This window comes from Mesorhizobium amorphae CCNWGS0123 (genome assembly GCF_001686985.1).
GTDB classification, from domain to species: domain Bacteria; phylum Pseudomonadota; class Alphaproteobacteria; order Rhizobiales; family Rhizobiaceae; genus Mesorhizobium; species Mesorhizobium amorphae.
This window is the reverse complement of the sequence record NZ_CP015322.1, coordinates 504,010-516,699: the sequence shown is the minus strand read 5'-3', so window position 1 is coordinate 516,699 and position 12,690 is coordinate 504,010. Positions and strand designations below refer to the sequence as shown.

Annotated in this window: 7 protein-coding genes and 2 pseudogenes; 1 reads left to right on the top strand and 8 read right to left on the bottom strand. The window is 60.7% G+C overall.

Annotated elements, in window-relative coordinates:
* Nucleotides 1-259: 259 nt before the first annotated feature.
* From A6B35_RS32275 to A6B35_RS32255, 5 genes and pseudogenes are all read right to left on the bottom strand, one after another.
* Nucleotides 260-3,778, bottom strand: a complete 3,519-nt coding sequence (locus A6B35_RS32275) for a DEAD/DEAH box helicase (RefSeq protein ID WP_006205119.1) — start codon at nucleotides 3,776-3,778, stop codon at nucleotides 260-262.
* Entirely contained in the window at nucleotides 3,762-4,541 is a 780-nt protein-coding gene (locus A6B35_RS32270; RefSeq protein ID WP_040583656.1) for a Hachiman antiphage defense system protein HamA, read from the bottom strand. Before A6B35_RS32270 ends, A6B35_RS32275 begins: the two co-directional genes overlap by 17 nt.
* Before the next feature lie 11 nt (nucleotides 4,542-4,552).
* Nucleotides 4,553-5,398 (bottom strand): restriction endonuclease, encoded by an 846-nt coding sequence (locus A6B35_RS32265; RefSeq protein ID WP_202799464.1) that lies wholly within the window; start codon nucleotides 5,396-5,398, stop codon nucleotides 4,553-4,555.
* Between the two features lie 63 nt (nucleotides 5,399-5,461).
* Nucleotides 5,462-6,483: pseudogene (locus A6B35_RS32260) on the bottom strand (nucleotidyl transferase AbiEii/AbiGii toxin family protein).
* Entirely contained in the window at nucleotides 6,476-7,069 is a 594-nt protein-coding gene (locus A6B35_RS32255) for a DUF6088 family protein (RefSeq protein WP_040583658.1), read from the bottom strand. The pseudogene A6B35_RS32260 and the gene A6B35_RS32255 overlap by 8 nt, the downstream one beginning before the upstream one ends.
* Nucleotides 7,070-7,496: 427 nt before the next feature.
* Between A6B35_RS32255 and A6B35_RS36005 the strand changes: the two are divergent.
* Nucleotides 7,497-7,956 (top strand): annotated as a pseudogene (locus A6B35_RS36005) (transposase); the annotation flags it as partial.
* A gap of 302 nt (nucleotides 7,957-8,258) precedes the next feature.
* Here A6B35_RS36005 and A6B35_RS32250 read toward each other — a convergent pair.
* Genes A6B35_RS32250 through A6B35_RS32240 form a run of 3 tightly spaced genes read right to left on the bottom strand, consistent with a single transcriptional unit; the run spans nucleotide 8,259 to nucleotide 11,039 of the window.
* Nucleotides 8,259-8,852, bottom strand: coding sequence for a CpaD family pilus assembly lipoprotein (locus A6B35_RS32250; RefSeq protein ID WP_006205124.1), 594 nt, complete (start codon nucleotides 8,850-8,852; stop codon nucleotides 8,259-8,261).
* A gap of 10 nt (nucleotides 8,853-8,862) precedes the next feature.
* Nucleotides 8,863-10,332 carry a type II and III secretion system protein family protein gene (locus tag A6B35_RS32245; protein ID WP_006205125.1) on the bottom strand — a complete coding sequence of 490 codons (1,470 nt, stop codon included), beginning with the start codon at nucleotides 10,330-10,332 and terminating at the stop codon, nucleotides 8,863-8,865.
* A complete protein-coding gene (locus A6B35_RS32240) occupies nucleotides 10,329-11,039 on the bottom strand; it encodes a response regulator (protein ID WP_006205126.1) in 711 nt (236 codons plus the stop codon). Before A6B35_RS32240 ends, A6B35_RS32245 begins: the two co-directional genes overlap by 4 nt.
* Nucleotides 11,040-12,690: the final 1,651 nt, after the last annotated feature.

Below are 12,690 nucleotides of genomic sequence, written 5' to 3'. Positions count from 1 at the left end.
CTAATTGACCGACCTACTCGGAGCCTGAAAGAAATGGTAGGTGACAATAAGCGTGCCGCCAGCGCTTTGATCGTCTCTGGTCATACGGTTTCGATGCTTCATCATTAGTCCTCGAAGCGATGGTCTTCTTGGCCACCCTCGGGCATCGGTTTGGCATTGCTAATCATGGGATTGAGGATGCTGAATTTGCGGCACATCGTCATCGATGGGCACGTTGTCCCATGCGCCGAATTATGTGGGCGGCTTGGTCATCTTCCTTCTAGGCCCCCCATAAGTCGTCGGGGCCGAGATAGCTAAGATTGAGCTGGGCGACATTTTGAGCGACGCTTGCTCGCACGAGACCACGCCGATTTGGATTGAGCGGGTGTTGCAGCAGGCCGATCGCGCGCCCGTCGGGCGTCAGCACCAACGGCTGTCCGTCGCGATGATGGAGGCTAACGGGCGTCCCCGGGGGCGCCGGTGCAGCGAACCACTGCACGTTCCCGAGATAGTCTCGCCGCGCCCAGGTCCGATTGTCGGATGGCGCGAATTCCTGGATGAATTCGAGCCACATGCCGCGAGTCTCGGAGGAGGGCCACTCTGGTTGGGCCGACCATGCCGCGAGGCCAGGCGAGCGAAGCCAAGCGCGCAATTCCGCGCCGGTCGTGAATGTGGCGCCGATGTCAGCAACGACCTTGATGGCCGCAAGCCGCGAGTTGAAGCCGGCCTGGATCAGGATGGAAGCAGAGCGGTTCATCGTCCCCGTTTCAACGGCCGGAACCGCGAGGCCCAGCTCATGATCCGTTAGTGACAGGCCGAACACACCAACGACATCGCTGTTGGCGGCGGCACGGACGCGCAGTGCCTCCATCGCCCAAGGCAGGCGATAGACCAGACCGCCCTCGATGAATTGCAACGTCTCTGCTTCCCTACCGGCAACAGTCCCCACAAGGGATTGCCCGAGCAACCAGCATCGCAGAATGTCTCGCCAGTTGTCCGGGAATGGGTCGGGTTCAAACGGGTAGAAGGCGAAGACGCGCTCGGCGATCCCGGTGATGGCCGCGATCGCTGCTTCATGGTCCGACTCCATCAACGCTGCGTTCGCCTGGATGAGGAGCATGTTGGCTTCGGGCGCGACGGCGTCGAGGGCGCGCCCGGCTTCGAGGCCGAGGCCAGCCAGGAAGTAGCCGCGTCGCGTCGCGGCTGTCGAATTTGCCCAGATGTACCGGCTACGCGTGAGGAGCGTAGCGCGATAGGCGGCGCGCGATGCATCGTCCACGCGCAGCAGGCGACGCTGCCAGAGCGAAGACTGAAGGATGGTGTCGAGCGCGGCGTCGATCTGGTCATCCGGCACGTCGGCCTCACCGACAAGGCTGAGGATGGCGGTATCGAGCGTCGCCATATGGCGCTCCCACTCGTTCAGCGCTCGCTCGCGCTTGTCGGCCTTTTCGCCAGCAACTTCCGGGAAGGTCCATGCCGCCGCATTGTTGACGACATAGTCGATGAGCTGGTCGAGGTTGCCGCCAAGTCGCTTGTGCATCCGCGTGAGCAACGAGAAGATGAGCTGGACGAGTCCGCTCTCCATCTCGCGAGCGCCGACATCCTCGATCAGGCCGACCCACTCGTCGTGCTTCTTATTCTTTGTGTCCTCAAAAATGGGATAGAGGACAAGGCCTTCGACATCGATGTAAGCGCGGCCAGCGCGGCCGATGACGTTTTTGAACTCAGAGACCTTGATCTTTTCGCCATGCCGATAGAGCGAATGCATGACGACTGCGGTCGCCGACAGGTTCAGGCCCTGGGCCAGGGTGGGTGATGAGATCGTGACCCTGAGCACGCCGTCACGCAGGAGACGCTCGACCTCCTTGCGATAGGCGGTCGGCAACGCCCCGTGGTGTAGCGCTACGCCGAGCCGCAGGCATTTGAGGATGTCGCTGTCCACGCCGAGCCATTCCTCCCCGAGCGCGATAGCGGTTCGCAACATGGTCGGATCGACCGTGAGCAGCGATGCGAGCGCGCCGCGCGAGTGCAATTCGACGATGACCTTGGCGAACGGCTCGACGCTTCGGCGCTCAGGGCAATAGATCAGGACCGTCTGGCCATCGTTGACGAGACGCCAGGCGGTCGCGAGGCTCAACTCCGGCTGGTTGTCTGGGAAGAGCCGCGTGCGGAGCTTTTTCGGAGGAACGAACAACGGCGGCGCCGCACCGGTAAGAAACCGGGGCACGAAGGGTTTTTCCTCACCGACGCGAAGGTTGAGGCGAGCCGTCGGCGAATTCCAGGTCACCTCGCCGAAGCGCAGGCGCGTTGGACGCCAGTCGTGCTTGATGGGTCCGCCAACCTGATCGCAGCGTAGCCACGCCGAAAAATCCTCCAGCTGGTCTCCATCGGGAAGAATGGCTGACAGGCAGACGATGCGACGTTGATTGGCGTCCTGGCGACGCAGGAGGCGCTGAATCTGAACCTCGTATCGAACCTCGCGCTCGCCAGGTCCGATCATATGGCCTTCGTCGAAGACGAGAAGGCCGACGTCGTCGAGCAGCGAGGGAGCGTTCCTCAAGGCGAAATCGAGCTTCTCAGGAGTCGCGACGACGATATCGCGCTCGCGGATCGCGTCCTCATCGAAGCCAGACACGCCGATGCTGCCGTAAAGGGCGGAGATGGTCTTTCCGAGCGGGCCGAAGGTGCGCTGGAGCGTGGTTTCAGTCTGCGCCGACAGGGCGCGCAGCGGCGTCACGAACATGACCCGACGGCCGCCGGCCAAGCATCTTAGAATAGACAGTTCGGCGATCCGGGTCTTGCCGGCACTGGTCGGCAGCGAGACAACGAGATTGTCGATCTGATCGACGGCGCGCGCCGCCGCCTCGATCTGCGAAGGCCACAGATCGACCTCGGCTCGCGGGCGCCGCGCGAGCAGGGCGATGAAGAGCTCGCGAAGGCCGGGCCAGGCGGGCGCAGCGCCACCCGCTGGTAACAGGGGCACTTTTTCGTGGAAGGTGCTCGCCCAGAGATCGGAGAGCAGATGGATGGTGACCCGATGCACCCACCATTGCGGCAGAAGGTTCAGCTCTGCGCAGATGTCGAGGTTCTGGCGAAGCTGCGCGATCGCTCGGTCCACCAGGGCTCTCTCGCCGCCATCCAGCGCCAGCAGGAACATGGCGAAGGCGCCGAAGAAGGCGTCGGTCAGTGCGAGGTCGAGGCCCTCGAAGAGGAAGTCCTGCCCATTGCGCTCCGGCGCGTCGGCCACCGGCTCGGCAAGGCGCTGCTGGAGCAGCGTCGCAATAGTCGCATCCGATCCTCGGCCGTCCAGGCGGAAGGCATAGACGCGTGCCCGCAGCTCGGTGATGTCTCGCCGCATCAACAGCGCGAGCGCCTGTTCGATGGGGGAGAAGTTGCCCTCGGCCGCTACCACCGCGAGGAGGGAGTAGGCCCGGGCGGACAGGTGCGCGAGATGATAGCTCGCCGCCGCCATGACGAAGTGGAAATCGCGATCCGCCTCGGCACGATTGCCTTTCGCCATAACCGCCTCGAGCGCGGTCGCCGCCTGTTCGAACGCGATGCGTGCTTGGGTCGGGTCGCCATTGAGTTCGAGGAGGCGCAGCCCCAACCCAAGCAAGCCATAAGCGTAGCTATGGAGGTCGAAGCTGAGCTGCGGCGAGAAGGCGGGCGCTTCAGGGGGAAGAACGCCGTCGCGCCAGATCATCGCGCGCGCCTGGCCCCGCGCGATGAGCCTGCCGCGGAAGCCCGTCGTCGTCGCTTCCGTTATGGCGGCTATGATCGCTTCAGGGCTGGTTGGCATCGGCGATGACCTGAGCGTAGACGGCCCCCACGAACGCGGCATGGCCATCGACGTGCAGACCCACACCCCATTGTCCGATCGGACCGGGGTAAGCCTGCAGCGACTGCGTCAGCAACGCGTGCGGAGAGTTTCCGGAGAAGGTGAAGAGAAGATGCTTGACGCTCTCGGGCGGGATGCCGTGCCGATAGAGCGCCTCGTCGATCGCGTCGACAAGCGGCGCGTCAGTGCCCAATTCCATCAGCCTGGCCGAGATGAAGGACAGTGCATGCGACGACGGAAGGCCGCCATCCTTGTCAAGTCCGATCCGCGCCTCCTGCAGCGTCTGGGCACGCAGGTCGATGCGGCTCTTCGCTTCCGTTTTCAGGAAGCGGAGGCGCTGCGTTGCGGGATCGAGGATCATGCCGATGACGTCGTCGCCGCGCATCGCCATGTTGCGGTGATCCTTCCAGCGCAGCCGCTTGATGGGCGCGCGGTAGCCGCTGTGCGCGTTGATCCACTCGGTTGCGTAGATCTCGCCGAGGTCGCCCGAACGGATCTGCGGCGTCTGCGGGAGAAGATCGGTGATCATCTTCGCGGCGGCAGGCTTGCCCAGCCTCGCAAGCGCGCCGGCGATACGTTCCTCGGCGGCGTAGTGGACCGGCAGAGCCGTGGCCGTCACCTGTATACCGGTCGCCGAGTCCGCCGGCCGGCCCGTCATTATCCGAACGTGATGATTGCCTGCGGGGGTATCGGCGGAGTCGCACCAATCGTTGAACTGGACCATGCGCCTCGCCCTCAGCTCGGAAAGAGGTCGCGAACGCGAAGAAAGGGCATGCCGGTTTCGGCGGCCCTGCGTACCTTGCGTTCAAGAACCTGGTCGAGCGGTATCTCCCGGTCCAGCATCTCGTAGAGATCGAGCCCATCCATGCAGATGACGCGCTTGCCTCGGCCGAAGGCGACGAGGCCGTCTTCCGAGAAGCCGCTGTTGCTCACGAACAGGCCGCGCGTCCAGGCGGCCTTCTGTTCGATCTTGCCGTGGAACGTGTGCAGCTCGGCGACACCGATGGGTTGGCCGTGCCACTTGGCTTCGAGAAGATAGACGTCGGTGCCAAGCAGAAAGCTGCCGTCGATCTGTTCGCCTTTCAGCCGGAAAGGGTCCTGAGCCGCCAGGCCGAAGGCGTTGAACAGCCCTTTGAGGAACCCCTCTAAGGCATAGCCCTGCGCGTGCGGGCCGAGCGACGTGACCTGCAGGAGGTCCGCCTTGATCTTGGCGATCTGCTGCTTGTCGACCGGGCCAGCGTTCGCGCTGCGCCCTGGCGCCTGCGGCGTCGCGCGGCCAGAGAGCCGGGTGATCAGCCCGTGATAACGGCTCTCGGCATTGACGACGGGATCTTCCCCGCCCGTGCGGGCGAGATGTTCCGAGCGATGCTCCCAGAGCGCCGTGAGGGTCAGGACTGCGGTGGCGTCGTCGCAGCTCTGCAGGAAGTAGCGCAGGCGCTTGCCCTTCGAGCCGCCATTCACTGCATATTTCCGGTCGTCGATGTTGACCTTGAGTTCGGAGGCGAAGAAGTTCGCGAAGCTGGCGTCGGAAAAATCCAGCACAAAGCCGGGACCTCGTACGAAGTCGACGAGATCATCCACAAGACGCAGATCTATGGACCGTATCGCGCTAATAAACTTTCCTCCCCGGCGTGTAGCGTTGCGCTAGCTATTGATGTTTTCTTGGAGCTTCTCGATTCTTGCAAGTATGGCGTCGAAGGCGGGCGGGCTGTCGTCGAACATCATCGGCGCCATTGCACGATAGTCTGCACGCAGGTCCCTGATCCGCGCCTCGCTCGGTATAAGGCGCAGCGTCCCTGACCGCGCAGTGTCGTAGCTGGCCCAGCCCGATCGGAAGAAGGTCGCCTTGTGCTTCGCCACTGTCGCCAGAAGGTCGAAATCGCCTGCGGCGGCTTTGCCCTCGTCCGTGTCGAGAAGCATGGCGAGGTCGTAATAGTGTCGTGAGAAATATTGCGGCGTCGCGGATTCAGCGGGGCGATGGGCCTCTGCGTGCAACGCCGTGGCCTTTTCCCAAAAGGTCCGCTGCGCCGCGAGCACGGTGACGACGGCGTCGGGATCTTCGAAGAAGTCGGGATAGTCCTCCGCCGCATAGGAGCGGATGACCTTCTCCTCGGTCGGCCAGGGATCGCCGCGCGCGCCGAGTTCGAGCTTCAGGCCATGCCCTCATATTCGGCGGCGGGCAGCACGGTCGGATAGTGGAAGTTCACGGTCTGCGCGTCGCCTGCGTCGATCTCCAGCGACCAGGCGCCATCGGTAGGTTCGCCGAGTTGCTCCGCGATGGCGGCGCGAAGCCCCGGAAGCAGCTTCTCGGCGATATGCGCCTCGACGTCGCCCACCAGGTCTTCGATGAGTTGAGCCGCTTTCTTCCGGCTGATTCCCTCCTTCTCGGGATCACGGTCGCCGACGTAGCCGAGGTCGGCGCGATCGAAGGACAGATCGATATCTTCGGAGAAGCGGCGGATCGCGCCGAACGCCTTGGAAAGGGACGTGCCGCCCTTGAAGACCAAGGTGGCAGCGTCCTTCCCTTGCAGGCCGAAAAGCCGCTTCAAGGTCCAGCAGACCCAGAAGTCCTTTTCGATGATCGTGTCGGCGACCCCTCGACCTGCGCCGGTCTCGCCAAAAAGAGCCGCCCGATCGGTGGCTGGAAGAAGAGCGACCTTATCCATCGAGATCGCCCGACGCTGCGTTTGCGATCGAGACGAGCGTCGGCCGCATCCAGGCGGGTGCTTGGACCGCGGTGGAGGCGAGCGTCTTCTTGTCGCTGGCCGACAGACGACGCGCTGCGATCTGTGCGACGTCGGCGGCACGCACCTGCCCCACATGACGCAGGGCCTGGACGACGGTGCCGGCCGCGCTGCCCGGAGCAATCAGATGCTTGGGCGAGGCGTGACGCAGATCGACCACGCGCTTGCCCAGCACGACGCGGCGGGAGGGGCCATCGGTCAGATAGGTGCTCTTCGCCGGAACCTGAGTCGAGAGGCCGAGCGCGTTCGCCGCGCGCGCGCCAGCCATCTGCACCTGCGAGCCGGTCTCGCGTGCAAGCGCCTGCGCAACGTCGTCCGGAGTTGGAGAAAGCGGCCCGAGCTTGGGATGGACCTTGGGGAAATCATACAGGCCGCGCGCCAGGCGGCGAAGCTTTCCGGTCTTCGCCAGACGGGAAAGGGCTTGGTCGACCGCTGCGCGCGCCGCCACGTCCAGGAAGTCACGAGGCGTGAAGACGCCGCCACGCCCGCCAGCGCGGGCGCGTCGCATGATCCGATCCGGAACTGATGTGACAGTGGCTTTCATGCGTCAGAAAATAGTACATCTTTTTCTGACATTCAAGGGGCGCGGAATGGGGGCGACAACGGTACGTCAGGCCCTTGCGTAGGCTTGCTCTGGGACGTGGGTCGGACGGGCCTCGTTCGGGCGACAAAACGCTGCTATAAGAGGCATGACGGTACTTTTCCGCTGGTAGCGGAGCGGCTCCCAGCCGCTAAAAATCGGTTCTCAGAGGCAATCGACCTCGATAGATACCGAAGCCACACGAAAAAATTTTCGCTGAAAAATATGTTTAAAATCAACAGTGTAGCTTTTTGATGGCCCATGTCGGCTTATTGTCGTCTAAACTGAGAAATTGCGAGTGAAATCAGCTACTTATGGTCAGTTTTAATAATCGAGCGGGGTTTGCGGCGCTGTTTCGCCGATCGGGCGACCTTCGGTCCCGCCCGAGAAGGTTTCGGCCGATGCTGTTGCAGGCATCTACTCGATCCGCTCAGAGCAGCTTTTTATGGAGCAGCAGGAGTATACTTTCTCTTTCGCGGTTCGTCGGCATCGGCGTCGATGATGTACCAGGGGATCACTCGGTGCTCTTCAACAGCTGCGCCCGGCTGCTGGAGGGCGACATCACGGCGAAGGTCCTGGCTGCCGAGCTGGCCCAGACCAGCGAAGGGGCTTCTGTCTACGGATCACGTCTTGGTCGACGGCATGCTGATCGAGGCCTGGGCTTCGATGAAGAGTGTGATGCCGAAGGACAGCTTGGGCGATTCGCCAGCAGAATGCGGCGGCGATGGCCAGAAGCTGTCGAACCAGCCCATACCGATCCCAACGCTAGGCTCCACCGCAAGGGACAGGGCAAGAAGGCAAGACCGTCCTTCATGGTGGACTTATGGAGAACCGGCAAGCTGCTGGAATGAGTACCCTTGCGGTTTTGCTCAACACCGGCTCTCCACTGAGCCTGCACATAGTTACCGACATCCGCTACTCAAACTCCAATGGCGGACAGCGCTGTAATTTCTGCCGTGGTCGCCCCTACATGCAATGCGATTAGCCCGCGGGCCGCCTACGCCTGAAGGTGGTCCAATTAGTTGCTGCGCATCACAAACCGTTTCGCGCTAGCCAACAACCTTTGCCGCCCGTTTCGCAACCGCTGTCATCAGGGGTGCTTTATCAGCGTGGGTTGTTAAGTTCCTGGTTCTGGTGCGTCCTTGTCCGTGGCGAAGGTCCTGTATTTGGCAACGGGGATAGCGGCACGATCGCCATTGCTTGGCCTGACAGCCGGGTTGTCGAGCAAGTCGCGCGGATCGTTGACCATGACCACCAGATTGTGGCGGGTCGAGCAGCCAAGCGTCTGGTCGAAAGAATTGTCTTTGCCTAACGGGCTGGAAAGCGACGGACACACGGGAGGACTGGCACTGTAGACAATCGCCTCTACTCTTACCGAGACGCCGTCGTTCTGATCAATACTGGGGTCCAGCAGGTGGATGTTGTAAGCGTCGACCCCCATTTTCCTGGCCTGACTGGCTATCTGTGCGCTGGGCCGAGATGGGCCGCTGATAAGGAGTTGGAGCGCGTCGACTCGACCGCGACTGGCACTCGCAATGAAACCACGCAGACGCTGGCGCTCGGCCGCGTGAAGGCCCTGCAACAGCAGGACGTTGTTCTCCTGCCGCACAAGGATCGCTTGTGCCGATGGGTCGACATAGAGCGGCGCGCTGGTTGTGCAGCCAGCTATATTGGCGGTCAGGACTAGAAGGCTTATGATCCTCAACATCATTGGGTGATCGCTATTCGATAATAAAGCCGGCACCGCCGGCGCGACTTGATACGCTGGGGCGAGGAGCACCGTGGCTTGGCGGCGGAGTTGCCAACGAATTTGTCGGAGTGCCCCCCACACCCAAGGGCGACCCGATGCGGTCGGTGGGTGCGCTCATCTGGCTCGGGCTCGATCCGGGCCGTACAATGTAAGGCGTGACGATAATAACCAGTTCCGTTTCCTCTTTTTGGAATGAGGACGAACGGAACAGCGCGCCGAGGACCGGCACGTCACCAAGCCAAGGAAAGGCACTGATATCAGTGTTGACGCTGCGCCTGATCAGCCCGCCGATTGCGAAACTTTGGCCGCTGGCGAGCTCTACAACCGTGTCGGCACGCCGCGTGGAGATGGCAGGCACCGAGATACCATTCATTTGGACGGCTCCTTGTGACGATAGTTCACTGGCCTCCGGCTTTACGCGAATATTGATCTGATTGTTGCTGAGAACGGTCGGTACGAATTCCAGGCTGACGCCGAAGTGCCGGAATTCGACGGAGGCTTGCCCATTGTTCTGCACGACCGGAATGGGAAATTCGCCGCCAGCCAGGAAGCTGGCGGACTCGCCGGACATTGCGGTGAGATTCGGCTCAGCCAATACGGACGCAAGATGCTCCGTGGCGAGCGCATCGAGAACCGCGCTGACGTTGATATTGCCATCGCTGAATCCGATTCCTGCCTTATTGCCGCTGTCGAAACCAGCCTCGTTGCCACTGCTCAACAAGCCGACTTTGAAATTGCCGATTTGACCGAAAGCGGAGAGGTTGACGCCGAGCTTCTTCATGGCGCTACGCGAGACCTCCGCTACGCGCACACTCAGATTAACCTGCAACGACCCGGTGACCTGGATTTTATTGACGATCTGCGCACCGGCGCCGAGAAATTGTTCAGTAATCTTCATTGCGGTGTCGACGACTTCAGCATTGGGTGCCGTACCGCTCAGGACTGCGCCGCGCGGCGTGTAGCTGACGTGGATCGGGTAGTCGCCGGTTTGGGCCCTCAACATGGCGCGCAGGTCCTCGATCGGCTGCGCGACGACAATCTGCAACTGGGCGAGAGCCTCTCCGTTCTCGTCGAGGGCGAACAAGGTCGTCCGCCCGGATTTCTTGCCAAAGACGAAGATAGTTTTGTTCGAGGGTGCCTGATAGTCTGCGATCGTTGGGTCGGCAACAAAAATGCTTGCGGCGGGCGCGGACAGATGAACTGTCTTGCCGAGCGAGGAGGAAAGGTTCAGCGTGCCGCTAACGCTATTAGGAGAGGCGTGCGACGTCTCCCCACTGTCATCCTGCTTGATCTGGGCAACGGCAGAAAGTGGAGAAAGCAGAATGACCGCGCACAGGAAGTGGCGAAGGCAAGGAAAAACGCCCGATTTCAGGGTGTTAATGACGATCGACCGCCGATCGCCACCAGAGTGATTCTTGCGAACGATGTTCAAGGCAGTCATTGCTTTCCAGTTCGATCAACTCGGGCCGATGCCGTCCCAGTCAATTCAAGGATGTAGCCGATGCCACGCGCGGTCTTGATGCGTAGCGTTGCAGCGGACTTGGTCAAATGTCCGCGTAAGCGATAGATTCCGACTTCGAGCGCGTTGGCCGAGACCTCGTGGTTGAACGCATAGACGCTGTCTTCCAGCTGCTCGCGAGGCACGGTTCGGCCTGCGCGGTTGAGCAGATGCTCAAGAATGGACAGTTCGCGGCGCGCGATCTTTAGCGGCCGACCACCAACGCAAACTTGTCGGCTAATCGGATCGAAGGTGAGATTGCCAAATTCAATTATGGGGTCGGTCACCTGTGTTGATCGACGCAGAACGGCTCGCATTCTGGCAACGAGCTCATCACTAGAGACGGGCTTGGGCAGGAAATCGTCTGCGCCACCGTTGAAAATCGCGATTCGCCTGTCGAGATCGTTGAGGTTACTCATGATGATGGCAGGAATTGAATGCCCGTCACGCCTTAACTGCCTCAGCCAGTCTAAGCTATCTCCATCCGGCAGGGCGAGCTCTAGCAGGAGGATTTCATAGCTCGCGAAACAAATAGCAGTCGACGCTTCTTCCAGGGTACGAGCCACATCAACGGTGAAACCGCACTCCGCGAGCGCTCCTCGCACCGAGCGCGTAAGATCGGTATGATGATCAACGAGCAGCGTTCGCATTTTCATCTCCTATCAAGGCACGACAAACCATTGGGACGTCACCGTCGGCTGTGAGACCGCGGCGACATGATCAGTCGCGCAACTCGTCGCGTATTCGCCATCATTCTTTCCGATGGATAATCGTCTAAGGCGCAGGCAAGCCGCTCAACCGCAGCACGTTCAGCCAGGAGGCGAAGTCATAGCGACGATCCCTCTGCGGATTCCTTGAAGCGAGAATCCCGTTCGAACCGACGAGAAGCCCGATTTCCGGTGCACCGTCTTCCGCTGACAGCCGCCATAGCCCGGGTATAGCGGCCCCGGAGGCAGGGAACTCGAAATTTCGCTGAAGTGCGTATCATCATGCAGTCTCCGGTCGCGCGATCTCGGAAGCGCCGGACACTGTTTCCCCCTTGCAATCGAGGGGACGCATAGGACTACGGCACGAGCAACAACATGCAAGAAGTGATCGACCAGTTGACGGGACCGAACATCACCGGCCGCCCAACAAAAAATTCCGCGTGCCACGTCTGCGATTTCTCTACGCATCGATCCTCCTGAGTTCAGCCCTTGCATTCGATAGATCCGGCGGCTCCGTCCAGAGAATCACGTTCCATGAGTAGGACGGTTAGCTTTCGAGAAGCTGACGAACCTCCCAACGATTCATTTTGCGGTCGATCGCGAGAAATTTGGGAGGTTCTGGAGTTCTTGGGCATGTTGACGAGCGGTTCGCTCCGATCAAAGAAGAGCTTAGTTTTAAAGTAAAAAATGGATCTCTAATTCAGAAATGATTTTGTTCGAATTCATTATCAGGATATCATAAATTCTTGTCCCGGATATCAAAGGTATCTTATTCTTTATCGAGAAAATGAACTCTGCACAGATTGTTTTAGGTGATCGATCTTGGATGGCAGGATCCAGTCTTCTCTCGCCCATGGCGATTGCCTAATCTTGAGGTTTTCGCGCCAAGCGAATGCAGCTTACGCAGAACAGGAGGAACCTTGGTCACGATGAATGATGAATTTTGGCTGATGCTGGCTACATTAGAAAATTCTCCTCGGATGCAACGCTAACATCGACAACCATCGCGGGTGCCTGCTCTTAAGAGTCCTCGTATGCAACCTTCTTATGCAGCCTTCTGCAAAATTGGTAAAATCGATTGTTTCGATGTTTCTCATCCATACTGTGGATGGATAAAGCGTTGCGTTTCAAGGGCTTGATCTGTGATCTCGACACGAATTTCGGGTCGGCAACTTCTGTCGCCTCGCGCCCAGACGCCGGGAGATTGGGGGGCTCATGCAAGCGCCGCTGGTCACGCAGCACGAATGCGCCGCCGTTCTGCGTGGACATTGCGGCTACTACTACGGCGGGCAGCCCAATTATCGAGCGCTTGCTTCGGATTGCGCCGCCCGTCTGGTGCTCCGATTTTTACTTCCATTCCCGTCGCCAAGGGACGGTGCCGTTGACGAAGGGCCGCAACCGGATCTGGATCGCGGACGCTAGTGCAAGCCTTATCGCGTCGTTCGCCAGCGGCATCACGGGCGACGGCGCAGCGACACTGAACCCTGGCCAAACGAGGCAGACAGAGGGGTTGATCCCAAAACTCAAGCTGGTGAAGCCAGATGATATCGCCGCGGAAAGCTCGATCTCCTGCAGGTCGGCCTGATCGGCGCCG